Source organism: Vibrio sp. D404a, from assembly GCF_030248535.1.
Classification (GTDB): Bacteria; Pseudomonadota; Gammaproteobacteria; order Enterobacterales; family Vibrionaceae; genus Vibrio.
Genome location: NZ_JAHGAJ010000014.1, coordinates 186,649 through 213,141, shown reverse-complemented (window position 1 = coordinate 213,141; position 26,493 = coordinate 186,649). Strand labels below are relative to the sequence as shown.

Annotated in this window: 17 protein-coding genes and 1 pseudogene; 8 read left to right on the top strand and 10 right to left on the bottom strand. The window is 47.4% G+C overall.

Annotated elements, in window-relative coordinates; all coding sequences use genetic code 11:
• Positions 1–154, top strand: a pseudogene (locus tag KI655_RS08945) (IS110 family transposase); the annotation flags it as partial.
• A gap of 40 nt (positions 155–194) precedes the next feature.
• Here KI655_RS08945 and KI655_RS08940 read toward each other — a convergent pair.
• The 5 genes from KI655_RS08940 to KI655_RS08915 all read right to left on the bottom strand — a co-directional run bounded on the left by KI655_RS08940 (position 195) and on the right by KI655_RS08915 (position 7,639).
• On the bottom strand, positions 195–1,157 hold the full coding sequence (locus KI655_RS08940) for a hypothetical protein (RefSeq protein ID WP_285403795.1): 963 nt from the start codon (positions 1,155–1,157) through the stop codon (positions 195–197).
• 141 nt (positions 1,158–1,298) lie between these two features.
• Complete coding sequence (locus KI655_RS08930) at positions 1,299–2,549, bottom strand: hypothetical protein (protein ID WP_285403793.1); 1,251 nt, start codon at positions 2,547–2,549, stop codon at positions 1,299–1,301.
• Positions 2,550–2,908: 359 nt separating this feature from the next.
• Positions 2,909–3,505 (bottom strand): hypothetical protein, encoded by a 597-nt coding sequence (locus KI655_RS08925; protein ID WP_285403791.1) that lies wholly within the window; start codon positions 3,503–3,505, stop codon positions 2,909–2,911.
• A 233-nt stretch (positions 3,506–3,738) separates the two neighbouring features.
• On the bottom strand, positions 3,739–4,698 hold the full coding sequence (rarD, locus tag KI655_RS08920; protein ID WP_285403790.1) for an EamA family transporter RarD: 960 nt from the start codon (positions 4,696–4,698) through the stop codon (positions 3,739–3,741).
• Between the two features lie 376 nt (positions 4,699–5,074).
• The gene (locus tag KI655_RS08915) at positions 5,075–7,639 is read right to left on the bottom strand and encodes a molybdopterin oxidoreductase family protein (protein ID WP_373417291.1); all 2,565 of its coding nucleotides are present in this window, start codon (positions 7,637–7,639) and stop codon (positions 5,075–5,077) included.
• A 528-nt stretch (positions 7,640–8,167) separates the two neighbouring features.
• Here KI655_RS08915 and nirB point away from each other — a divergent pair.
• The 4 genes from nirB (at position 8,168) to KI655_RS08895 (ending at position 14,782) form a co-directional block, all read left to right on the top strand.
• Positions 8,168–10,750, top strand: a complete 2,583-nt coding sequence (nirB, locus tag KI655_RS08910) for a nitrite reductase large subunit NirB (RefSeq protein ID WP_285403788.1) — start codon at positions 8,168–8,170, stop codon at positions 10,748–10,750.
• 126 nt (positions 10,751–10,876) lie between these two features.
• Entirely contained in the window at positions 10,877–11,221 is a 345-nt protein-coding gene (gene nirD, locus KI655_RS08905; RefSeq protein WP_032552319.1) for a nitrite reductase small subunit NirD, read from the top strand.
• 141 nt (positions 11,222–11,362) lie between these two features.
• Positions 11,363–12,832, top strand: coding sequence for a NarK family nitrate/nitrite MFS transporter (locus KI655_RS08900; protein ID WP_285403785.1), 1,470 nt, complete (start codon positions 11,363–11,365; stop codon positions 12,830–12,832).
• Between the two features lie 138 nt (positions 12,833–12,970).
• Positions 12,971–14,782, top strand: coding sequence for a bifunctional protein-serine/threonine kinase/phosphatase (locus tag KI655_RS08895; protein ID WP_285403784.1), 1,812 nt, complete (start codon positions 12,971–12,973; stop codon positions 14,780–14,782).
• Positions 14,783–14,868: 86 nt separating this feature from the next.
• Here the strand turns inward: KI655_RS08895 and cra are convergent, their stop codons facing one another.
• On the bottom strand, positions 14,869–15,873 hold the full coding sequence (gene cra, locus KI655_RS08890) for a catabolite repressor/activator (protein ID WP_285403782.1): 1,005 nt from the start codon (positions 15,871–15,873) through the stop codon (positions 14,869–14,871).
• Positions 15,874–16,246: 373 nt separating this feature from the next.
• Between cra and fruB the strand changes: the two genes are divergently transcribed.
• The 3 genes from fruB to fruA are packed head-to-tail and all read left to right on the top strand — an operon-like array spanning position 16,247 to position 20,121.
• Positions 16,247–17,380, top strand: a complete 1,134-nt coding sequence (gene fruB / locus KI655_RS08885) for a fused PTS fructose transporter subunit IIA/HPr protein (RefSeq protein WP_285403780.1) — start codon at positions 16,247–16,249, stop codon at positions 17,378–17,380.
• Positions 17,381–17,389: 9 nt separating this feature from the next.
• Positions 17,390–18,370, top strand: coding sequence for a 1-phosphofructokinase (gene pfkB, locus KI655_RS08880; protein WP_285403778.1), 981 nt, complete (start codon positions 17,390–17,392; stop codon positions 18,368–18,370).
• A 14-nt stretch (positions 18,371–18,384) separates the two neighbouring features.
• On the top strand, positions 18,385–20,121 hold the full coding sequence (gene fruA / locus KI655_RS08875) for a PTS fructose transporter subunit IIBC (RefSeq protein WP_285403777.1): 1,737 nt from the start codon (positions 18,385–18,387) through the stop codon (positions 20,119–20,121).
• 99 nt (positions 20,122–20,220) lie between these two features.
• On the opposite strand, the gene KI655_RS08870 is transcribed toward fruA, so the two are convergent.
• The 4 genes from KI655_RS08870 to KI655_RS08855 all read right to left on the bottom strand — a co-directional run bounded on the left by KI655_RS08870 (position 20,221) and on the right by KI655_RS08855 (position 26,426).
• Positions 20,221–21,171: a helix-turn-helix transcriptional regulator gene (locus KI655_RS08870; RefSeq protein WP_285403775.1), complete on the bottom strand. Its 951-nt coding sequence runs from the start codon at positions 21,169–21,171 to the stop codon at positions 20,221–20,223.
• A 71-nt stretch (positions 21,172–21,242) separates the two neighbouring features.
• Positions 21,243–24,362: an efflux RND transporter permease subunit gene (locus KI655_RS08865; RefSeq protein WP_285403774.1), complete on the bottom strand. Its 3,120-nt coding sequence runs from the start codon at positions 24,360–24,362 to the stop codon at positions 21,243–21,245.
• Positions 24,359–25,549, bottom strand: a complete 1,191-nt coding sequence (locus tag KI655_RS08860) for an efflux RND transporter periplasmic adaptor subunit (protein WP_285403772.1) — start codon at positions 25,547–25,549, stop codon at positions 24,359–24,361. The genes KI655_RS08865 and KI655_RS08860 overlap by 4 nt, the downstream gene beginning before the upstream one ends.
• A complete protein-coding gene (locus KI655_RS08855; protein ID WP_285403771.1) occupies positions 25,539–26,426 on the bottom strand; it encodes an ABC transporter six-transmembrane domain-containing protein in 888 nt (295 codons plus the stop codon). Before KI655_RS08855 ends, KI655_RS08860 begins: the two co-directional genes overlap by 11 nt.
• Positions 26,427–26,493: the final 67 nt, after the last annotated feature.

Here is a 26,493-nt window from a genome sequence, read left to right as displayed (position 1 = left end):
TAACCCTATATTCAAAGCCACTTATGCTCGACTTCTAGCAGCAGGAAAGCCCAAGAAAGTCGCAATAATCGCGTGTGTAAGAAAGATGGTTGTGACCCTTAATTCTATGCTCAGAGATGGCGCCATGTGGGATGAAAATATAGCCAAAAACTAATCATTGACGCCATAGTCGTTTGTTATGCCTAATGTACACCTTAATAAAACGGTTGATGGTTTAACTCAGAATCCGAAACACTCACTGAAACACCATACTTTTCGTTGATGTCATTGACAGTATCTTTAAACCAACTAGGAGCTTCTGGCGATATATAAACACCTTCAATTAATTCTATTAGGTCAACTTTTATCGGTACACCTACAGGTTGTCCAGACAAATCGCGATATAGCATCCGAACTTCACTTTCATGTTTAAATGAGAGATCTTTTCGCCACAAATTTCCGTTAACTTCCGCAAATTCTTTATTGAAGTCTATATATTTCACTTCGCCAATTTCAACGTCACGTCTTGAATTGATATCGATTGAACGAGAAAGTTGTTTATATGTAGTTTTTACTGCAACTGCATTTGACAATACTGTCGAATACAGACGCCACATTGCCTGAGATTCTCTCGAATTTTTATGCCAACAACAAACATAAGCCGTTTTACGATCGAGGTTTCCTGATGCTTGAAGTTGTTTCAATAGGTTTTGAGCTTGTGTTTCTACTTCCAAATCACTTAAAGCGCTTTTTTTGCCATCAGGCATTGTAGTAACAGCATTTTTAAAAAAGCTGAGATAATGCTTATCCCAGATGTGTCTATTTTCAACTAAACCTTTTGCGCCTTCTAGAGGATCTTCAAAAGTGTTAACACGAGCTAAAAATAAAGAAGATGTAGACAACATGCTGATATATTTAGCCAAATCCATATACCGCCATAGTGTGTCATCACTATGTGGGGTGCGATACGCACGCTGATAATATGACTGCCTAAAGTACAACTTACTCAGTTTAGTTTTGCATGATTCACAAGATACAGCAAAGTCGCCGGAATCTTTTTCGCCTATATAACAAAGCTCATCTCTGTCATCATGCTCCTCAAATTCATAGCCACATTCAGTACATCTGTTTCGGTTTTCGTCGTAAAACCGTTCAATTTCTTTTTCTTCTTTTGTCATATACCAAAACTCAATTCTTAGGCATAACGCCCTGTTAAGGTGTGAGCAACGCAATACCGAAGCCGCCGCATACCACCTTAAACACGAAACGCAACGCATAGTGAAAATGCCACGCGTTGCGAATCACTCTTAAACAGTTTGTTATACCGCTTCTATTGGCTTGCTAGATGAAATTAGAACTTTATGTGCTATAAAGTTTGCCAACTCTATATCATGAGAAAGATACTTCACCTCTCTACTTTGAGGGTGTAAAACATCTAGTTCGCTTTCTGCGCCTTTAGTATGGACAATACGACAACGTATATTGTAAAAACGTTGCCATGTTTGTCTCAACAGCTCATCTTCGTCAGCTGCGGAATTAATTTTATATTCTGATAATTTCACAGCGTTTTTTGAACGAAAATACTCTTCTCTCTTTGTATCTGATTTCAGCCAATCCCTAAGTTCCGAGGCATCAACACACTCCTTTAACGTTGATTCCAATTGTGATAATTCAGATCTAGTTGATGTGGAAGCTTTTACAATATTAAAAATTTTCGCTACGTCTTTTTCACTGTGATGATTAAAGCAAGGATCCTTTAATGCATTGGCTACTTTCTTTTGCGCAGCTAACTCTGAGTATATTGGGTAGTAAAACTCTACCACTTGGTATAGTGCTAAATATTGTAGTAGCGGCATCCCAAGAGCTGATTGTGCATACCAGTATAGAGATAGAGCTTCGCTATCATATTTTTGCGTCACAGCTGTTAGCTGCAACTCTTCTAGAGTATTTTTCTCACGGCTTATACGAGAAAAGCTTCTTTCAGTAGCCAACATCACTGGTAAGTCTGTTTTACAATCAATTTGAAAACAAATTGACGAGAACATCGTCTTTATAATGTTCAAAGCTTGGTCATGACTGGTGACATTGAGTCCTGTTACTTTTAGAGAGGTCGAAAAAGACTTCCGTCTATCGAACCTATCAGCTCGGATCATACCTCTAGGTCGACCAGTATCTTTATAGAGATCAATGAAGTTGAATTCGTTAGTTACTTCCGAAAGCTCCACTTTTACATTATCTATATGGGTATCTATAAATAATTTACCCTCATCTTTTGCTTGTTGATTTTGACGGAAGAATCTTTCAAAAGGAAAGCCACGATGTGGAAGCTCTATCTCACATTCGATGCTGTCGTGCTTCGGAGACCATATTGCTTCGTAGCCCTCAATAAGCTTATAGCTTAGAAAATCTATATCACGTTCTACAGCTAAGTTTGCTAACTCTTCTGTAACGAGGACATCTGAGAAACCACGAGCTTTTGGAATTTGTACAGTCAAAAAACCTCGTTCTGAGTGATGTTCGTATTTAATTTTATTTTCATCACAGATTGAAATAATACTCTGAATAGACAATTGATATTCCTATAGTTAATTATCTTCGGGCGGTATAACAGCTATATTAGACAGAATAATTCTGCATTTTGTCTTTGAAACAATTCTATCTAGTAATCTGTTCTGTTTTGTCTCAGCCTAGCTAACCTGTTTAATAACAGCACCTTACCTACTTAGTACCGTTTCTAACGTGACCAAAAGCAGAAATATTCTATATAGTTCCGGAAAAATGCAGAACACAGCCCTATCTGTTAGTTAGTCATCATCTTCTTGGTTGATTTCTTCACCGCAGCCTAGGCATTTTGGCTCTAGGTCTGTCGGTAGCATGATGATTAAGCCGCAGTGTGGGCATAGGTCGCCTTGGTTATACATGGTCACTCCTAAACGGCGCTGAATTCGCCGGTGTATGAGATAAGGCCGGTTTTCTTGCCTTTAAGAAGAATGGTCACGCCCTGCTCGTTTAATCCGGTGAGCTGCCAGCCGAGCTTTTCTGCCTTGGCTAAGGTTGCAAGGGCTTTAGGTTTGCCTGCTAGGCTCTCCATGATCGCGGTGACGTCTGTCTCTTCGCCAATCATGTCAATGAGTACGGGGTTATCGTAGTCAACTTCGGCTAGAGTTTTGCCGTGCTCGTTCATCGTTAGCGAGACAATACGAAACACCGCTTTGTCGTTGTAATCGACAATATGAGATTTGCCTGCATCATCGACGTAGCCGTCAATAGCGACAATGTAGCCCGGCTTGCCTTGAGCAATGGCTTTGACGTGTTTCGCGCGCTCTACGCCACCCGCTCTTGTTCGGCCATCGTCGTCGGTTTCCATGCCGCTGCTGGCAATGTCGAATTTGTCGCCGACTTTGGTGCGGTTCCATGCACGTAGGTAGATCCCTTTGGCGTTCTCACTTCCCCACGACCATACGGTGTTGTGAAGCGGAGCCTCCAGTTTTTGTTCAAAGAACTTAGAAATCGCTAATTTAGACATCAACTTACCTCGATCTAACTTGAAACCAACTCATCAAATGCATAGCAAACAGAAGGCATAAATTTAATTTTATGGTACAACATACCAACACAAGGCATGTTATGTGAAACTTGGTGTTTAATCAATCAGTATTTCATACTTAAAACGAAAAACGCCGACGGGATCGTCGGCGTTTGGTGTGCAGAAGGGTGAGAGCTAAGTGGTTAAGAGCTAAGTGGTTAAGAGCTAACTGGTTAAGAGCGCGCGTGCTTGGCGAGCCTGCTGGCTTTCATTCGTTTGTAACCATCCATCACTAGGGCGATTAGAGCGCACGAGATCAACAAGTAGGTTGGTACTTCATGCAGCACAATGCTGTCGCCAATGAGCAGGCCGACAATAAAAATAAAGGTCGGCTCTACGTAGCCCATTAAACCAAACAGAGACACGGGCAGCTTTGAGTAGGCGAATAGGTAAAGCAGCATTGGCGTCACCGACACGATAGCTAGGCCAAGGTAGAACAAGTACGACGTGGCCGGCAGGTTCATAAAGTGATCGGCTGGGTAAAGGTAGAACATCCCTAAAATAGCCAAAGGCAGCATCATAATGTGGTCAACGGCCAAGCCAATATCGGTCGGCATTGGGTTGGTTTTACGGAACATAAAGTAAACCGGATAGCCAAGCGCCACCACCAATACCACCCAAGATAGACCCGATGCCCACACATAGGTATATAAAGTACCTGCCAAAGCAAAATAACACGCGACTTTTTGCAGCTTAGAGAGGCTGTCTTTGTAATAGAAACAGCCGATCAGAATCATCACGATAGGCATGGTGAAGTAACCCAGCGCGAGGTTTAAGGTTTCTCCATTGGCCGGAGCCCAAACGAACAGCCAGTATTGCGGCGCGACCAGCACAGCGGAAGTGATGTATTTCGGCCATTTACGCCACTGTTTCAACGCATCCCACAGCAGCGGCAGTCGCTTGGTGAAGAACAACAAGATGAAGAACAGCATGGTACTCCAGATAATACGCTGCGTAGCCAGCCAGTGACTGTCGCCTCCCTCAATTAAGCTTGGCCCGATGTCTGGGTGGATCTGCACATAAGCGGGAATACACGCAAACAGCATCGAACAGAGTATCGATGCTGCTACCCCTTTTGATTGATCAGACATCAAGTGGGTGTATTTATGGAATAAAGCCGTTAAATGACTCATGAATTTTACCTATCGTAACTGCTCTTACAGGCTGTAAGACAACAATAAAAAAGCGCCGTCATGGTTTGACAGCGCTTCTCAGTACCCAATCGAACACTGCGATTGGGTAACTCTGATTTTTTAATTAGTTCGGCGCATTAAATATCACCGCTCATTAAAGAATGCAATCATTAGGTCTCTGTTTGCCTAAGAATTAACAAAGGTTGTTCACAAGATCACTACAATTAGCAGATTCCTCTAGTTTTCTATCATTTATTTGCTACATATCCACCATAAATGGCATTAAGACCCTAATAACCAACTATTTATCAGGTAAATATAAGGCTTTGGTTTAATACCTTCCTCGGGCTTTCTAACTACTTGTTTTAACACCTTACTATTTAGCTAGAGTGCTGAGGAACTCCGCCTCAAACTCTTCATCCGCTTCTCTTGTTAGGCACTCCACCAGCCAATCAATGCTTTCATGGTCGAGCTTGCTGTTGACTACAAAGGCTTGCTTAACACCGAATTGATCCAACTTGGCAGATCCGTAGTTTTTGAATGATTTGTTGCCGTGGTAATGAAGCGATTTGATCGCCTCTGAATCGGGATCGGGCAATGCCTCAAGGGTGTTGGCAAGCTGAATCACCAGTTCCATTGGGTTCTTCGATGAAGAGATGCGATATAAGAAGCCGCCCTCCACTCTTTGGCGTACCCAGTAATCAAAGCCGCTGCAATCCATTATCTTGTCACTCACCAATGCGGCTTCACTACGGTAGCCACACGGTTCTACCATCACTGGGGTGTGTTTGAATTCCGGCTGACCAGATGCGGCATCGGTATGGGGCAAGATCAGGTCACACGGTTTGCTATCTTTTGCGGTTGGAGCATTCCAGTGAATCGGCATGAAGACTTGTTCGCGGCGCATCTCTTTAGTGACCACTAAACGCGCTTGGCACTCCCCTTGTGCGCTGCGTACTTTCACTACTGGGTTAATCGTTGCGTGGTTAAAGGCGTCTAGGCCAAATTCATCTAAGCCAAGCTCGGCGACCGTATCTGGGTGCATAGCGACAAAGGGTTCTGGTGTGTGTTCGCCTAAGCCAGCTGCCAAGCCGGTGCGGCTCATGGTGTGCCACTGGTCGCGGATTCGACCTGTATTCATGATTAATGGGAATTCGACACTGGTATCAGCAATCGGTTTGTCGTGTTCCACCGCGACAAACTGCGCCTTGCCCGATTCGGTAAAGAACTCGCCATCGGTGAACATGCGCTGCTCGATGATCTCAGGTTGATACTCTAATACTGGCCACTGCTGCGGAGTGAGTTCACCATAGCCTTTTTCATCCAACTGAGTGAGTCCAATTAAGCATAAGTCGCGGGCTTTACCGGTTTCATTCCCGAGGGCGGTCATCTCGCAATACTCTTTGAAGATCTCGCCTTCGTGGCGGTAATCAAACTGGTCTTGGAATCCCATCTTCTGCGCCACTTCTTTTAATATCCACCAATCGGGTTTGGCTTCTCCCGGGCTTGGTAATATTCGGCGCTGACGCGAGATTCGACGTTCAGAGTTAGTCACGGTGCCTGACTTTTCGCTCCAGCCTTGGGCAGGCAACACCACATCAGCCAAGCGTGTGGTTTCGGTATCCGCGATGCAATCAGACACCACAACAAATGGGCATTTCTCTAGTGCGGTTTTGATCTTTTCGCTGTCGGGAAGGCTCACTACGGGGTTGGTCGCCATGATCCACACCGCTTTGATTTTGCCTTCGTTCATCGCATCAAACAGGTCAATGGCTTTTAACCCTGCGTGAGTGGCTAAACGGTCGGTCTGCCAGAACTGGCTTACGGTTTGGTGTGATTGCGGATCACCAAATTCAAAGTGCGCCGCTAAGGTATTGGCTAAACCACCCACTTCACGGCCACCCATCGCATTCGGTTGGCCTGTTACCGAGAATGGCCCCATGCCCGGTTTGCCGATTTTACCCGTCGCCAAGTGGCAATTAATAATAGCGTTTACCTTGTCACACCCTTGGGTCGATTGGTTGACGCCTTGGGAATAGATAGTCAGTACCTTGTCATTCGAAGCAAACAGTTTATAGAACTGTGTGAGTTGTTGCTCAGTAAGCCCAGTGAGTTCTGAAACGCTCTTATCGCCCCAACCGTTATCGGTATAGCGGTAACGAGTCGCAGCGCGAATGGCTTCGGTAAAGCCTTGGGTGTGTTTTTCAATGTAGTCTGGGGCGAGCTTGTCGTTGTCGTCGAGGTAGCCCAAGAGGCCATTAAATAGTGCTACGTCTGAGCCGGATTCTAACGCCAAATGCATGTCTGCCAGTTCGCAGGTATCGGTGTAGCGCGGGTCAATAACGATCACTTTCATTGCTGGGTTGGCTTGTTTGGCGGCTCTTAAGCGCTGAAACAATACAGGGTGACACCAAGCGAGGTTCGAGCCTGTGATCACCACCACCTCTGCTTGTTCAAGATCTTCATAACAGACAGGAACCGTATCGGTGCCGAATGCGCGCTTATGGCCAACAACGCTCGATGCCATACAAAGGCGGGAGTTACTGTCGATGTTGGCGCTACCAATAAAGCCTTTCATCAGTTTATTGGCAACATAGTAGTCTTCCGTCAGCAATTGACCCGATACATAGAAGGCGACCGAGTCTGGCCCATGCTCTTTAATTGCTTGGGCGAACTTATCGGCCACCAGCTGTGATGCCTCGCCCCACGGAAGTAGCTGTTGCCCGCTCTCTACTCTTTTCATTGGCTGGGTGAGTCGCCCAATTGGGGTTACGGTATCGCCCAGTGCCGCGCCCTTAGTACACAGCTTGCCATAATTAGATGGGTGGTCTTTGTCGCCACGCACTTCTAATTTCCCTGAAGCAGTTGGCCTCACTTCAATGCCACAACCTACGCCACAGTAAGCACACGTTGATTTGATCCAATCCTTGTTTGAACTCATCACTCTTCCCTCGTGCAGTGTTCTTTTTATTGCTTTCACCTTGCGAACCAGAAAGTCGCTTATCCATCTCTTTCTTCGGTGAAAATTTCTCTTTTTTATTAAAGCAATTTACGCACCACTATTTACCTCACTCTGCACCCATAAAAATAACTATTAATTACAACAACTTAAAACAACAACCCAAACAGAAAACGATGTTAAACGAATGTAACCAAAGAAATATTGAGATATTTGCACCATGTTGATCAATTTTGCACCACAAAGGCTCATTTTCCTAAATCTCTCACTTTTTAAATCTACCACTTTAGTGGTAATTGAGTCGTTTATCACTTAAATAAAGTATTGATTAATATGATTATTGTTATTTTTTTCGATCGCCTTTTTTATCTGGCACCCTACTTGCTGCCTTAAATACCAACAACCCAAAATTCACAGTTTTTAAGTTCATTGGATGAACAGCAAATTACCCACCATTGAGAGTGGTCTGTTTTTAGAAACGCTAGGAAGCCAGCAAAAAAGGAATTTACTATGAGCAAACAAAAGATTGTCGTCGTTGGTAATGGCATGGTTGGCCACAAATTTATCGACAACATCATTCAAGCTGACTCAGACCAATATGAGGTCATTACCTTCAGTGAGGAATCGCGTCTTGCCTACGACCGTGTTCAGCTCACTGCGTACTTTAACGGTAAGACGGCCGATGACTTAGCCCTAACCAGTGAGGCTTACTACCAAGAGAACGGCGTTAAGTACCTTGTTAATGCCAAAGTGACCGAGCTAGACACAAAGAACCGAGCGGTTGTTACTGATAGCGGCCACCGCGAGAGCTACGACAAGTTGATCCTTGCGACGGGTTCATTCCCATTTGTGCCACCGATTCCGGGGAACGATCAGGAACACTGTCACGTTTACCGTACCATTGAAGACTTGGACGCGATTGAGCTATCGAGTAAGCAGAGTAAATCGGGCGTAGTCATTGGTGGTGGCTTGCTGGGTTTGGAAGCAGCAAACGCAGTGAAGAACCTTGGCTTAGAAACACACGTAGTAGAATTTGCGCCTCGATTGATGGCGGTTCAATTGGATGAGGGCGGCGGCGCCCTACTACGACGCAAGATTGAAGACCTAGGCGTACAGGTTCACACCGAGAAAGCGACCTCTGAGATTGTGGCAGGTGAAACCGCTCGCTACCGCATGAATTTTGCAGACGGCTCTCATCTTGAAACCGATATGATCGTGTTCTCTGCAGGTATTCGCCCTCAAGATGCATTGGCTCGCAGCTCTGACATCGCGATTGGCGAACGTGGCGGTATCGTGATTGACGATAACTGCCAAACCAATATCGATGATGTATACGCGATTGGTGAATGCGCACTTTGGGACAACAAGATCTTTGGCTTGGTGGCTCCGGGTTACTCAATGGCGAAGGTGGCGGCTAGCCATATCCTTTCAAACGGTGAAGATGAGAGCAGCTTTACTGGCGCAGACATGAGTACCAAGCTGAAACTGCTGGGTGTGGATGTGGCGAGTATTGGTGAAGTGCACGGCAAAACCGAGGGTGCGCAGTCTTACACCTATAACGATGAAATTGAGCAAGTTTATAAGCGTTTGATTGTCTCTGCCGATGGCAAAAAGATCGTTGGTGCGGTATTGGTGGGTGATGCCGAAGCCTACGGTTCACTACTGCAAATCAAGCAAAATGATATGCCACTTCCAGAGAACCCATCGGTTCTGATTCTTCCAAACCTTGCAGACGACTCTGGCAGCGCGATGGGTGTCGAAGCGCTACCAGACAGCGCGGTGATCTGTTCATGTTTCGATGTCACCAAAGGGGATATCAAAGAAGCAGTTTCCGCTGGTTGCACCACAATGGCTGCACTGAAAGAGTCGACCAACGCTTCGACCGGTTGTGGCGGCTGTTCTGCCCTAGCGAAACAGGTATTAGATAGCGAACTGAGCAACCTAGGCGTTGAGGTTTCTAACGATATCTGTGAGCACTTTGCTTACTCTCGCCAAGAGCTGACCGACATTATCCGCGTCAACAAGATCAAGACCTTCGACGAGTTGTTGGAATCTCATGGCCAAGGCTTAGGTTGTACCGTGTGTAAGCCTGCGATTGGCTCTATCCTCGCCTCTTACTGGAACGACTACATCCTTGAAGATGAGCACATCGAGCTGCAAGACACCAACGACATCTACCTTGGTAACATGCAAAAAGATGGCACCTACTCTGTGGTTCCGCGAATCGCAGGCGGTGAAATCACCCCAGACAAACTGATTGTGCTCGGCGAAGTCGCAAAAGAGTACAACCTCTACACCAAGATCACGGGCGGCCAGCGTGTTGACCTCTTCGGCGCACAACTAAACGAACTGCCCGCTATTTGGAAAAGGCTGATTGATGCAGGCTTTGAAACCGGCCACGCCTACGGCAAATCGGTTCGTACCGTGAAGTCTTGTGTCGGCAGCACTTGGTGTCGTTACGGCGTTAACGACAGTGTTGGCCTCGCGATTAAGCTTGAGAACCGCTACAAGGGCCTGCGTTCACCTCACAAGATCAAATTCGCTGTCTCTGGCTGTACGCGTGAGTGTGCCGAGGCGCAGTCTAAAGACATCGGCGTTATCGCGACCGACAAAGGTTGGAACCTCTATGTATGTGGTAACGGCGGTATGCGCCCACGTCACGCCGACCTATTCGCAACCGACCTCGACGAACAAACGCTGATTCAATACATCGACCGCGTACTCATGTTCTACACACGCACCGCTGACCGTCTGCAACGTACCTCTGTTTGGATGGAGAATCTAGAGGGCGGCTTGGACTACCTCAAAGAAGTGGTGATTGAAGACAAACTCAATGTCGCAGCAGAGCTTGAAGCAGACATCGCGCTCAACATCGAGAAGTACCAATGTGAGTGGAAGACCACCATTGAGAACCCAGTGAAGATGAAGCGCTTCCAACACTACATCAACAGTGACGAGATGGATAAGAGCCTGTCGTTCATTACAGAACGTGAGCAACGCTTCCCGAAACCATCGGTGAATACAGACCAAGAGTCGGAGCGTAACCAAGCACTCAACAGCACTGAACAGATTGAAATTACGGAAGTCTCGTAGCCAGTTTGGTCGTTAGCAGGCCCTTCACTACGCAATACCCTGCTAGCGACCTTCTTTCTTTACGACCTTCTATTTATACGAAATTGAACAAAATAAAAGACTCAACAAATTGACAAGGAGACTGTCATGGAAAACTGGACCACTGTTTGCTCCCAAGAGGATCTAACACCCAACGCGGGTGTGTGTGCCAAAGTGGCTGATCATCAAGTCGCGATCTTTTACTGCAAGCGCAGTGACAAGATTTATGGCCTTTCAAATTTCGACCCAATTGGTAAAGCCAATGTCATGTCACGTGGTATTATTGGCTCGTTAAGTGGAGAGCCGTACGTCGCTTCTCCCCTTTACAAGCAGCATTACCATCTAGAGACAGGAGCTTGCTTGGAAGAGCCTGAACACGCTCTGACTCGCTTTGAAGTGCGCAGACAAGGTAACGATATTCAAGTACTGGCACCCGAAGCTTTAGCAAGCTAATCACGGATTAGGTCGTATTTCAGAATCACCCAATACTCATGCCTTAGCCGCCTATAATTAAGAATTTAGGCTCGCTACGGAGTTGGCATGTGAACGGCTAGAAGAACTCTAGACACTTTCCATATTTAAAGGATTTAATACATGGATAACTCAAAATTTTCGCTGCTCTCATTTACAGGTAAGATGAAAATCTTACACCTTAGCTGGATTGCCTTTTTCATCACCTTTGTAGTTTGGTTCAACTTTGCGCCACTACTGCAAATGGTAAAAACCTCTTTAGGCTTAACCACTGAAGAGATCAAAACTCTCTTAATCTTAAACGTTGCGTTGACCATTCCGGCGCGTGTCGCCATCGGTATGTTAACTGACCGCTATGGTCCAAGACTGGTCTACTCATCGCTACTGGCGATCTGTTCGATTCCGTGTTTCATGTTCGCGCTCGCTGACTCGTTCATGCAAGCAGCTATCGCACGTTTCTTACTTGGCTTCATCGGTGCAGGTTTCGTAGTCGGTATTCGCTTGGTGTCTGAATGGTTCCCACATAACGAGCTGGGTACAGCAGAAGGTATCTACGGCGGTTGGGGTAACTTCGGTTCAGCAGCTGCGGCATTCACGCTACCTACACTCGCACTCGTATTCGGTGGTGATGAAGGCTGGCGTTATGCGGTAGGTGTAACGGGTGTAATGAGCCTACTGTTCTCAGTGGTGTTCTACAAAAACGTATCGGACACGCCAAAAGGTTCTACTTACTTCAAACCTGCACAAGTTACAGCAATGGAAGTAACGTCTAAGGGTGACTTTTTCTTTCTACTCATCATGAAGATCCCTATGTACGCGGCTCTAGCGCTACTGGCTTGGAAACTGTCTCCATCAGGCATTGGTATGCTGTCAGACACAGCGGTTTACGGTGTGTATGCGGTACTGGCTGCTCTGTATGTGTATGAAGTCTCTCAAGTTTGGAAAGTGAATAAGAACGTCTTCAAGGAAGAAGTGCCAGAGATTCACCAGTACAAATTTAAGCAAGTTGCGGTACTGAACGTGCTTTACTTTGCAACCTTTGGTTCTGAGCTAGCTGTAGTTTCTATGCTGCCACTGTTCTTCTCTGAAACCTTTGAGCTGACACCGGTTCTAGCAGGTATGGTAGCTTCGGCTTACGCCTTTATGAACCTAATGTCTCGCCCAGGTGGTGGTTGGATTTCAGATAAATTCGGTCGTAAACCAACGCTGCTTATCCTAACAGCAGGTCTAGCGGTGGGTTACTTCGCAATGGGCCAAGTAGACAGCACATGGCCAGTATGGCTAGCGGTTGTTGCGGCAATGGCGTGTTCTTTCTTCGTACAAGCCGGTGAAGGTGCAGTATTTGCGACAGTACCTCTGATTAAGCGTCGTATGACGGGTCAAATCGCAGGTATGACAGGTGCTTACGGTAACGTGGGTGCGGTAGTTTACCTAACAGTGCTTTCATTTGTTAGCTACCAAACGTTCTTCCTTGTGATTGCTGCAACGGCGGTACTTGGCTTTGTAACACTGATGTTCATGGAAGAGCCAAACGGTCAAATTGCGGAAGTAAATGACGATGGTAGCGTGACACTGATTAACGTATCGAGCTAACCACTCATTGAATGATATCGGGAGAAGTAACCGGGACTGCAACACTCGGTTACTTCGTTCAAAAGCTCTTGTTTATGACCAGAGCTTTTGTTCTTTCCCTCCGTTTTCAAACAATGAGCAGATAGGAGCAAGGACGTTATGACTCTTTCATTTAGCCAAAGCCAAACAGTAAACACCAACCAAAAGACAGCGCAAGGCATTCACCCACAAGCGAGCAATCAACTTAGGCTCAACTTTGGTGGTTATTCACACCAAGGGGTAAGAAACGAGAATCAGGATGCGATTATCGTTAAGCACCCTCAAACCCGAGCTGAGCAAGAGTTCAAAGGCAGCGTGGCCTGTATTGCGGACGGTGTGAGTTGCAGTGAACAGGGGCAAAAAGCCAGCCACACCAGCGTGATGCAGTTCATTACCGACTACTACGCCACACCTCAAAGCTGGAGCATTCAACGCTCAGCGCAAAAGGTGCTGACCTCGCTTAACTCTTGGCTGTTCAATGCGTCATTCTCCGAACTGGATGATGATAAACAGCTCGCGCACAACACCATGGTGTCCACCTTCAGTGCGGTGATTCTCAAGTCCAATACCGCGCATATCTTCCACGTGGGAGACAGCCGAATTTATCTTGTCCGCGATGGCAAGATCAAACAGCTGACGCGCGACCACACCCGCAATAACATCGTCAACACCCATTACCTAACCCGAGCGCTTGGCATGGATAGCCAGCTCAATGTGGATTATCAGGCTCTGCCTATTCAAGCAAAAGACCGCTTTATTCTCACAACCGATGGCGTGCATGAGTTTGTTGACGAAGCCGACCTAATTGAAGGGACAGACAAACAAAACGATTTTGAATTGGCGACGCAAGCGATCTGCAATAAAGCACTCGCCATGCACAGCAAAGACAACGTCAGCTGCTTGATGATCGAGGTAGCGCAACTGCCAAAGCCATCACTTATTGAGTTTCATGAAAAGCTGGCAGCGCGTGTGATTCCTCCGGTTTTAAAGCTTGGACAAATAATTGATCAGTTTCAGGTGTTAGAAGTGCTCTACTCCGGAACGCGCAGCCATGTGTATCGTGTAATACAGACTCAAACGCAAACCGAGTTCGTGATAAAAGTGCCTTCAATGCAATATCACGACGATCCAGCGCAGCTCAAAGCCTTTTACAACGAGCAATGGGCAGGCATGCTGCTTAACAATAAGCGCATTATGAAGGTCTACCCGACCGACGAGCACTCACAGTTCCTTTATCAAGTGTGTGAAATGGTCGAGGGCGTGACACTAAGACAGTGGATGTACGATAACCCTAAGCCAAGCTTGCCGGAAGTGCGTACCATCTTAGAGAAGATCATTCAGGGCATTCGAGTCCTGCAACGTGCCGATATGGTGCATCGCGATCTGAAGCCCGAAAACATTATGCTACTACCGAATGGCGATATTAAGCTCATTGACCTTGGTGCGGTGTTAATTCGTGGTATTGAGGAAGGTTTACCTGTAGAAGAAGATGCGATTCCTCTTGGCGCGGTTAACTATATTGCACCAGAAACCATCAAACAGAATATTGCGACCACGCGGTCAGACCTGTTCTCGGTTGCGGTGATTGGGTATGAGATGCTCACAGGACAACTGCCCTATCCTGAAATGACGCCACGCTCTCTGGCTCAGTCACGCCATCACCAGTGGCATTATCAGCCGATCACTCAGCAGCGCTCTGATCTGCCTGCTTGGTTTGATCTGGTGTTGCAAAAGGCGTGTGCTGAACATCCATCAGAGCGTTATTCCGTTCTAGGCGATTTTGTTTCTGATCTCTATACGCCCAATTCAAAGCTAGTGAAGCGCAAAACCAAACAACCCTTGTTAAACCGCAACCCAATCCAGTTTTGGAAGGTGTTGGCTCTGCTATTAGGCATCGTGGCACTGGTCGAATTCGGGTTGTTAATCCAATAAAAAAGCCTCAGTACTTTATAGGCGCAGAGGCTTTGAGCAATGACTTCTTTTTTAAGTTAGCTACTACGTTGGCTACGTTGGCTAGGTTAGCAGCGTTTTACTAGGCTTCGTGGTACCAATTCAATACCCGACTGGTAACGCTTAGCGGAAGCATTCAATGCCAAGGCGAATGCGCTGTCGGCGATGACCTCAAATTGCTGCGGCAATGAGTGAACCTTAAATGGCAAGAAGTCTAACAGACGGTTATCACCAAAGGTCGCCAACTTGACTTGATTGACCAGCTCTGGCTTTTCAACCATCACATCTAGCACACCCTCTAACAAGGTGTAAGACATAGTCACAATCGCATCCGGTACCGTGCCTTTGGCAATCCACTCTTCAAATATTTCGCGGCCAGATTCTCGGTCGAAGTGTTCACCATAACCGACAACCGTAGGTTTGTTCTCTTTCAGCCCGCTTTGCTGTGTATACGCTTTATTGGCCGCTTCAAAGCCCAATTGACGCTCGCGTGAAATGTTTAGGTCAGGCAAGGCACCAATCAAACCTATGCTTTGAATATTGTCATCAAGGATTGAATGCGTCAGTTCAAACGCCGCTTCGAAATCTTCACTGATGACACAAGCAAAATGCTCATCATCTAACGGACGGTCAATCGCAATCACAGGCGTACCTGAGTTTTGCAATTGCAGATAGAACTCGCTGGCATCTGGCATTGAGCTCGCCACCAGCAAGGCATCAATACGACGGCTCACCAAGGCTTCAGCGACTTTGCGTTCTGTTTCTGCGTCATCATCTGAACATCCAATCAAGATCTGGTAGCCCACTTTACGCGAGTTCTGCTCAATCAGTTTTGCTAAACGTGCGTAACTGCTGTTCTCTAGGTCTGGGATAATCAAACCAAACGAACGGCTGTTGCCTGCTCTCAATGAAGATGCAGCGTGGTCTGGGCGGTAGTTGTGCTCGTTGACCACAGCCATCACTTTCTGCTGTGTTTTCTCGCTAATGCGGTACTTCTGAGCTTTACCATTTATCACATAGCTTGCTGTGGTTTTGGATACACCCGCCAGTTTCGCTATTTCATCAAGTGTCATATCAAGGGCCCGTGTTTTGTGCGTAGGATCATATAACGACAGTTCTGATCCTCGGAATAGTTGAATTATATGCTGAATCGATTCAGTATGAAAGCTGAAAGGATTCAGCAAAATCTGAAAAGTGACTCGAATCATCTTTTTTTAGCAACATTGAGATTGATGACTATCTTTAAAAGGAAGCGAGGCACGGTAAGCAGCAATATCAGTTTTATCAAGATAACTGGGCTTTGCTGAATTTTTTTACTCTTTTTGCTGAACCGATTCAGCTTAACGTTCAGCAAGGTGTTCAGCACTGATTAAGCTGAACGTGAATCGGACCAACAGCAACTATGAAGCGACACGCTCAAACAAAGCAATAAGCTAAAGAGGCAACATGCTTAAACTAACTAAATCTGACATTTCGCTTGGTCAATCTGCACAAGATAAGTTCCAAGCTATTCGTAACATCGCGGGCAAACTGACTGAGAAAGGTCTGGTTGATGAAGGTTACGTAGAAGGAATGCTGAACCGTGAGAATCAAAATTCCACTTTCCTTGGAAACGGTATCGCAATCCCTCATGGCACCACAGACACCCGTGGTTTAGTAAAAGAGACTGGCGTTGCAGTACACCACTTTCCTGAAGGTATCGACTGGGCAGACGGCAACCGCGTATACGTAGCCATCGGTATTGCAGCAAAATCAGACGAGCACTTAGGCATTCTAAAGCAGCTAACTAAAGTTCTTTCTGCAGACGGCGTTGAGCAAAAGCTACAACAAGCGAAAACAGAAGACGAAATCATCGCCCTACTTCACGGTGAAGTTCAGCTTGAAGCAGATCTAGACGCTTCTCTGGTTCAACTTAAATTCCCAGCAAGCGACATGGTTCAAATGTCTGCGGTTGCGGGCGGCCTACTGAAAAACACAGGTTGTGCGGATAACGCATTCGTTGCTGACCTAGTGACTAAAACACCAACTCACCTTGGTCAGGGTCTATGGCTTCTTGGTAGCGACAAAGGCGTAACGCGCACAGCTGTCTCTTTTGTTTCTACAGCGAACGATTGTGAATTTGAAGGCACTCAAGTGAAAGCTCTGGTTGCATTCGCAGCGTGTAACAGCGCGCACCAAAACATCCTTGCGAACCTAAGCCAACTGGTTTTCGAAGGCAAACAGAATGCGCTTATCGAATCTGACATCGAAGGTGTGATTGCTCAGCTAAAAGGCGAAGCACCAAGCACGTCTGCTGAAGGTTCAGATAACCAAGCGGTATTTAAGATCAAGAACGCACACGGTCTGCATGCTCGTCCGGGCGCAATGCTGGTGGCAGAAGCGAAGAAATTCGATTCAGCTATTCGCGTATCAAACCTAGATGGCGACGGCAAAGAAGTGAACGCGAAGAGCCTAATGAAAGTTATCGCGCTTGGCGTGAAACACGGTCACCAGCTTCAATTCACGGCTGAAGGTGATGACGCAGCGCAAGCAATCGAATCTATTGGTAAAGCTATCGCTTCTGGCCTTGGTGAAGGTTAAGGACTCGCTATGACTGAATTAAAGCAAATCAAAGCAGTAACCGTAACGCTGAACCCTGCTTTAGACCTAACAGGCAGCGTCGATACGCTGAACGTTGGCTCTGTAAGCTTGGTAAACCAAGGTTCGCTACACGCAGCAGGCAAAGGCGTTAACGTAGCAAAAGTGCTTTCAGAACTGGGCGCTAAAGTCACGGTAACGGGCTTCTTGGGTCGTAATAACGAAGAAGCGTTCTGCCAACTGTTCTCTGAAATGGGTGCAACTGACCGCTTCATTCGTGTCGATGGCGCAACCCGTATCAACGTAAAACTGGTTGAGAACTCAGGGCAAGTAAGCGACATCAACTTCCCGGGCGTACCGGTTGATCAAGATGCGATTGACGCGTTCGAGAAGACACTGATGGAACTGGCTGAAGACCACGAATACTTCGTGATTGCTGGCAGCCTGCCACAAGGTGTTTCTCCTGAGCTATGTGCTTCTTGGGTACAACGCCTACATGATCTAGGTAAAAAGGTATTGTTCGACAGCAGCCGCGATGCACTGAAAGCAGGTATCAATGCTCAACCTTGGCTTATCAAGCCGAACGACGAAGAGCTGTCTCAGCTCTTCAACGCAGAGCTAACGAGCCGTGACCAATGCCAAGTTGCAGGCCAAGCACTGAGCGAAAAAGGCATTGAGAACATCGTGGTTTCTCTGGGTGCTGACGGTGTGATGTGGCTAAACAACGGTGAGTGGATTCACGCTCAACCGCCACGCATGCAAGTGGTGAGCACTGTAGGCGCAGGCGACACTTTGGTGGCTGGTCTATGTTGGGGTCACATGCAGCTGATGCCTAAATCAGAACTTATTCAATTCGCTACCGCCCTTTCGGCACTTGCTGTGTCTCAAGTCGGCGTTGGTTTAACCAGCCAAGAAGAGCTGGACTCAGTACGACAAAATATCCAATTACAGGCGCTTAACACTCCAACTGGCCAGTTTGAGTCAAGCAAATAGGACAAAGGTTTACTATGAATATTACCATTATCACAGCATGCCCAAGTGGCGTTGCAAACAGCATCATCGCAGCTGGTCTGCTTGAGAAGGCAGCTAAAGAGCTAGGTTGGAGCGCAAACATTGAGTGCCAATCAACGGTTCTTCCAAGCGAAGCGGTTTCTGAAGAAGCAATCGCAAACAGCGATGCCGTTATTATCGCAGCGAACACGGACGTAGACACACAGCGCTTTATTGGCAAGAAAGTCTACCAAGCTCAAATCTCTGAGTGCACAGCAGATACAAAAGCGTTTCTAGAAAATGCCGTTGCTAACGCAAAAGAGCTAGACGCTTCACAAGTCACCGCAGCAGCGACTGAAGTTAAAGCAACTGGCGCGAAGAAGATTGTCGCAATTACCGCTTGTCCTACTGGTGTTGCACACACTTTCATGGCAGCAGAAGCACTAGAGAACGAAGGTCAACGTCTTGGTCACCAAATCAAGGTTGAAACTCGCGGCTCTGTAGGTGCGAAAAACCAACTGACTGACCAAGAGATTGCAGACGCTGACCTAGTGATCATCGCAGCGGACATCGACGTACCGCTTGATCGCTTCAACGGTAAGCCTCTATACAAAACAACTACGGGCCCTGCGCTTAAGAAAACAACTCAAGAGTTTGAAAAAGCGTTCGCTGAAGCAAAACCTTACCAACACACGGCATCTTCTTCACAAGCAGCACCTGCTGACGAGAAGAAAGGCGTGTACAAGCACCTAATGACAGGTGTATCTCACATGCTTCCAGTGGTGGTTGCTGGTGGTTTGATCATCGCTCTCTCTTTCGTATTCGGTATCGAAGCGTTTAAAGAAGAAGGCACGCTAGCAGCAGCACTGATGACTATCGGTGGTGGCTCTGCATTCGCTCTTATGATTCCGGTTCTTGCTGGTTTCATCGCGTTCTCAATTGCTGACCGTCCGGGTCTGGCTCCGGGTCTAATCGGCGGTATGCTGGCAAGCTCAACAGGTGCAGGTTTCCTAGGTGGTATCGCAGCGGGTTTCATCGCGGGTTACTCAGCGAAGTTCATTGCAGACAAGGTTCAACTTCCACAATCGATGGAAGCATTGAAGCCGATCCTTATCATTCCATTTATCGCGAGCTTGTTCACTGGCTTGGTGATGGTGTACATCGTTGGTGGTCCGGTTTCTGGCGTAATGAGCGCAATGACAACCTTCCTAAACAACATGGGTACGTCTAACGCGATTCTTCTGGGTGTGATTCTTGGCGCGATGATGTGCTTCGACCTTGGTGGTCCGGTAAACAAAGCAGCTTACACATTCGGTGTTGGTCTACTCGCTTCGCAAACTTACGCACCAATGGCGGCTATCATGGCAGCAGGTATGGTTCCTGCTCTGGGTATGGGCCTTGCGACTTTCCTAGTGAAAGACAAGTTTGAAGCGGGCGAGCGTGAAGCAGGTAAAGCATCATTCGTTCTTGGCCTATGTTTCATCTCTGAGGGTGCTATCCCATTCGCAGCGAAAGATCCAATGCGTGTTATCCCAGCATGTATGGCAGGTGGCGCACTAACTGGTGCTCTATCAATGCTATTCGGTGCTCAGCTGATGGCTCCACACGGTGGTCTGTTCGTACTGCTGATTCCGGGCGCTATCTCTCCTGTTCTTATGTACCTAGTCGCAATTACAGCGGGTACGCTAGTAACTGGTTTCGGTTACGCAGCGCTTAAAAAGATGAGCGATTCAAAGGTAACTGCAGAAGCTTAACCCCCCTATTCTGCTTACCTCTGATAAAGCTGTTGTTCTCCGACAAAACAGTCTTTTGATAAAGCAAAAGCTCCTCACATGAGGAGCTTTTTTTTGGTTCTAGTTTGTCTCTATCTGTTGACCATCTGGGATGACTGGCAGCTGAAACGAAAAGGTAACGCCTTCGACATCTGTTTCATCAATTTGGCGAATCATCTCAACTAAGTGTCCTTGCGTATTGAGTGCTAATTTTTGTTTTTCGGCACTGCGAAACAATGATTCCAACGCTGCACTGTATGCCACATCCGATATCAGATAGACCTCACTACATAAGTAATAACCCTCTGCAATGATCACGTCATGCTGACTAGGATCCGCTTGCCAGTTGCCGATACAGAGATCAATCTCATCCCATGTTTTTCTCATCTGCTTTAGAGGCGTGGTGCTCATTAACTTAGTCGATTTTCTACCATACAACTCAAATACCGTTTCCCAATCTGGATCATCTAGCTTTAAGTTCTTCATACTTCGTTGTGGATACCAGACCAATTCGGTTGGAATCGATTGAGCAAGCTGGCTCTCTATGGATTCATCGCCACTTGGATGTGCTAGCCGCTTGAGAAAATCCGCAGTTTCTCTTGGCGTAGATTCGTAGCCCATCTTTCTCACTTGCTTGGCGGTAACACCCAACTCTCTCTTTAACGCTTTACCCAAGGCTTGAGACGATGAGAAACCACAATATTGAGCGATCTCCATTGCTGTCCACGGCTCATCATTCAATAACAAGCTCACCGCTACTTGCAGCCGGATCCGGCTGAGGTACTGCCCCGGTGTTTCATGGAACAACTCCGCAAACTGGCGATGAAAGTGGTATGGCGAGATTGCAGACGCGGTTGCGATCTCTTCCCACGTTCGGCGCTCTGCCCACTCTTCATGCATCAAAGCCAGAGCCTGAGTGAAACGCTTCTTCTGATGTTCAGGAAGAGATTTCAGCAACGCCACCTCCGGCACCAATTGAAATGCCGGCTTAGGTTCTGATTTGGCTTGGGTTTTCTCTTCCTTGTTACTCATACTCTTTCCAATTTGGGGTAAACGATGCCCGAGTTCTAACGTCATATCCGTCACTATGTGCTTTCCACAGCCTATGCATTAACTAAAGGCTCTGCGTTATCTAAAGAGAGCGACGTTTGTTCGATTTTCGGTGCTTTGCGACAGAATAAGCCGAGCAGCACTGGAATCAAAATTAAGGTTACTGCCGTTGCAAACAATTCACCAAACACAAGTGACACAGCAGCCGGTTTTAAGTATTGCGCCTGCTCTGCAGTTTCACTGAGCAGTGGTAACAAACCACATACGGTGGTAATAGTAGTTAGGAAAATAGCTCGTAAACGGCTGGTTCCTGCCATTACCAAGGCTTTCTGCAATGGCACACCACTTCGGTATTCCGCGTTAAAACGAGTGATTAGCACCAATGAGTCATTGATAACAATACCTGTCATCGCCATCATGCCGAACATCGAGAGCAAGCTGATGGGTAAGCCCATGATGTAATGGCCAAAGATCGCACCCGCAAACCCAAACGGAATCACAGCCATAATGATAAAGGGTTGCCAGTAAGATTTAAGCGGCACTGCCAGCAAAATGTAGATCAGCAGCAGAGTTAGAATCATCGCGGTTTTAAAGCCTGACGACACTTCGCCAATCTCTTCAAACTCGCCGCCCGCTTTTATAGTGACCTCTGGGTATTGGGCTTCCAGATCTGTGATGGTTTCATCTAACTGCGCCATGGTCTGCTCTGGCGATTGAATATCACGATTCTGCTTCCAGTATAGGTTAAGCACCTGCTCGCGATTACGACGATAGACCACCTGCGGCTCCTGCTCGTACTGTAGGCTCGCCACATCCCCCAGCAGCACCGAACCACCATCTGGCAATCGAATCAGTGCTTGCTCTAACTGCGACAGAGTCTGACGCTGCTCTCTTGCGTATTGCAGCAATACCTTAGTCTCTTGCCCTTTTTCCAGCAGACGATGGACTTCACGTTCACCGTAGGCCTCTCCCACCAATTTAGCGAGTTTCTCTTGCGTTAGCCCCAGTTGCTCACCAAAGCGATTGACCACGATACGCACCTGCGGAGAACCCACTTGGCCGTCGTCATACACATCTGAAACACCGTTTAGGCTTGCGAGTTTTTCTGACAGTTGGTTGCTCACACGTTTAGCCAGCGCCCTATCGTCCGCTGATACCGTAATGAAGGTACCACCTGCGGGCTCTTCTGCTGCACTAAATTGCGTCGAATACGCGCCTTCCACCGCTCCTGTGGTGTCACGCCAACGGTTTATCAATAAATTGCTTGGTAAGGTACTGAGTGACTCCGTCGTAAGCTCTGCGGTCACTTCAATCTCACCAAAGCCGTCTGACCATGCGAGTAGGTTAACCACAGGGGTTTCGCTGAGTGGATAATCCACCATCAAGCTCTGCTCAACCTTCGCCATTGCTGATTCTACTTGAGAGAGCGCCTGTTGCTGCAGCGGCAATGGTGCTCCATCTTCCAGTTCGATTTTTGCTGTCACGTAACGCCCGGGGATCTCTGGAAACAGTGCACTGCGGATCGCGCCATTTGACCACATGCCATAAGCCAAGGTGATCATCGCGACAAAACCCAATAGTGACGCAAACTTATAGTTCAAGGCATGCTCAAGAACGGGCTTATAGATACGTAGATTGAACGCCTGCAATGCCTGCTGCGCCTTACCCTGTATTCGGGTGATGATGTTTCGACGCGGCTTAGAGTCGATCTGAGCGAGATGCGACGGCAGAATGAACTTGCTCTCCACCAGCGAAAACAGCAAAGCAAAGATCACGACCGCAGAGAAGCCTGCTAGCACCTTAGCCAGTTCATTGTTAATCCACAGCATTGGCGAGAACGCGGCGATTGTAGTGAGGACACCAAATACGGTCGCAATTGAGACCGAGTGAACCCCTTGCCACGCCGCCAACTTAGGATCGACCGGTTTTCCGGTTGTCGGCGATGAGCGTTTGTCGTGGATCGCTTCACCCACCACTACGGCATCATCCACCAAAATACCCAACACCAAGATAAAGCCAAACAGAGTAATATCATTGACGCTGTAATTGGTCAGCTGCATCGCTACCAGCGTACCTGCGAGAGCCACTGGAATACCGACAGCCACCCAAAACGCTAGTTTGAGCTCAAGAAACAGCCCCAGCAAGACAATAACGATCAACAACCCTTGCCATGCATTGTCACCTAAGCGAAACAGTTGCTCTTCGATGTAAGGTGCCATATCCGCCATGGTATCGAGTGAGATATCAGAAGGCAGTTGTGCACGCTGTTCCTCAAGCACCTGTTGAACCGCTTTGCTTACTTTGAGTAAGTTATCGGTTTGGCTAGTGCTGATCAGAAGTGCAATCGCGTTTGAACCGTTGTTACGGACAATCGAGCCACTGTATTCATAGCCTCGGCTGAGGTCGGCAATGTCACCCAATCGCACCTTGCCATTGGCATTTGAGATCACCACCAACTCACGCAGCTTCTGCAGATCGTCAGCGTAGCCGTCGCCGCGAATGATCACACGGCCTTTACTGCTGAGAAGCTCACCAGTACGAGACTCAAATGAGCGCTGTTCTATTAACTGCGCCAGCTCTTCCAGCGTAATCCCCAAGTTCTCTAGCTCTTGCGGCTTTGGTTCGATGATCAACTGAGGGTCTCTTGAACCCCAGTTCGATACCTTAGATATCTGTGCGTGCTTTTTTAGTGCCTGCTCGACTTGCCTTGCAACTGGCTGAAGCTCAGCATCGCTTCGTTCACCAGACACAATGACAAACGCAGCGAGGTTGGTAAATTCGTTACGCGCGACCTGCGGCTTTTCCGCCTGTACTGGGAAGCCATTTATCGCATTGACTTGGTTTCGCACATCATCCAACAGCTTATCGAGATCGGTAGAACTGGTTTTACGCACCACCACTTGCGACATACCCGCGCTCGACTGGCTGGTGATCTGCTTGATACCTGCAATGCCGCTGATCGACTCTTCAATACGCTGAGTGACACTTTCATCAATTTGCTGCGCCGTACCTCCCGGATACGCCACGTTAATCACCACCGACGACGGTGCTATCTGAGGAAAAGACTCAACCCTAAGATGGCTGAACGAGAGTACACCACTCACCACAATCGCCATCATTAATAGGTTTGCAGCCACGGGGTTATGGATAAACCACTTGGTTAACCAACTCATGGTGCCACCTCTTCCTGTTCCGGCGCTTTAGAGAGAAGAACCGGATCTTCCGCATCTAGAACATTGATTTTGATAGGGTTCACTTGTTTACCTGCCAGCATCGACAACAGTGGGAACTTAACCACCGAGCGCGACGATGAGCGATGATTTACAAACTTCACGTGGACTTGATCTTGGGTCTCTTCAACTAGGGTGACGCGTTCTTTTTGCAGTCGGTTGTCACTGTCCAATGTCCAAACATAGCCGTCTCTTGTCATGGTACTCATTGGTAGCGAAGTCAAGTCTGTCTGCTCTCCAAGATTAACCTTCACCTCAACCTGCTGATTGGGGAACAAGCGAGGCGCTTGATATGGGTTTTGAACCGACAGTACCACCTGTCTTTGGCGAGTAACGGTGTCTACGTTTGGTGAAACATAGCGAACCGAAGCTGGCCACTGCTGGCCTGAACGTCCAACCACAGTGATTTGAGGTTGAGCGTTATTCTGCCCAGCCGTCACCGCTTTCTGAACACGTGCCCAGTGCAATTCTGACACAGGCAGTGCGATATCTATCGAGTCACTGGCAGCCAGATCAAACGTAGCCTGTCCTGTTTCTACCCATTCCCCCGGGCTGACATGGCGATTCATGATCACGGCATCAAACGGCGCCACAATGATCGACTCTTGCAGTAACTTTTTCGCGCTTTGATGTGCCTGCTTAGCTTGAGTGAGTTCTGCCTTTGCCGCAGCGACTTGCGGCTCTTTACGCGCAAATGCAGAGGCTTTGGTTGGGTTAAGCATTTTCAACGCCACCGTCTGTTCGTGTTCGACCTGCTCTAGATTCAGCTCTGCTTGCCTTACCTGACTCAGAGCCATCGCAACATTTGATCGCAATGCACTGTTGTCTAACTTAGCTAGCACATCGCCCTTTTTGACTAAGGTTCCCGGCTCCATCTCTAAGTTGACCCAAGCTAACTGGGCACTGCTTGATGACTTGAGTTGAATGGGCCAGCGCGACTGCGTCACCGCCAACAGATTCAATGATGCCTCGTATGTAGTTGGCGACACCTCAATAACAGACACAGGTGCAAGCACGACCTCTTTCTCTTCGATGATGACTGGATCAGGCTCAAGTTCATCCACCAGAATAAGAGCTCCGAGTATCGCTACGCAGCCAAGGACAATGGAAAGCGGCTTTTTAAACTTCATAAGGCTTCTCCTTCATAACCTGTTGTTTGTTTTTATGATTAAGACGTTGGCTGATTTCACCAAGTCGAGAGAGGGTTTGCAGGGTAATGGGCAGCAATACCGCCGTTTCAACGAACTCCATTGAGTAAGTCACAATCGAAAACACCTGACCGGGTGTGGGTGAGTCCATATAGCTGACTAGCCATAAGTTGGCGAGCACAGCAGAAAACAGCAGCGTAAAGATAAATCCGTACACAATCGCTTCGGTGTCTGAAAGCTTCACCTCACACTGTTTAAGTCGCTCAAAATGGCGTCGAATCGCAGACAGTTTGCCCGTGCCAAGCAGCGAGACTTGTTGTTCGACTTGGTCATTGAATTCGCCATTCAAGCGGGTAAAGGTGTGATGGAACAGCCCGTAGATGATCAGCATCGCAACGCCCGCCCCAAGCATAGTGAGCGCCAATGAGTGCTCGAAGGTTGCCAAGATCACCACAGTGGCAATCAGTTGGACTACCGCCGTCATCAAGGTAGGCAAGTCATCTTCTAGAAAATCGACCAGTTCACGGGACATGGTTAAGCGAGCGTCTTTGGCTGAGAGCTCCAAGCCTCTTAGGTTTCGCTCAACTAAGTTGGCGAGCTTGACCCTAATCGAACCGTAAACACGTGTGTCGTAGAAGCGGCGAGCAACACTGACAATCACTAGGGCAAACAAACACAAGGCCAGCATCAATAGCGGCTGTAAGTCCTGCTGAAGCACACCGTCTATTGCGAAACCGATAAACAGCGGCAATAGAATCAGCATGATGTTTTCGACAAGCACCATTAACCATGTCAGGAGAACCTTCCATAAATTCAACCGGATAATGGTGATAAGTGAGATGGGTTGTTTGAAGTTCATTATTGACCCCATAAATAATTATGGCGTCAGTATTACCAATTCGACGTCGGAAAAAGTGTCCCAAATT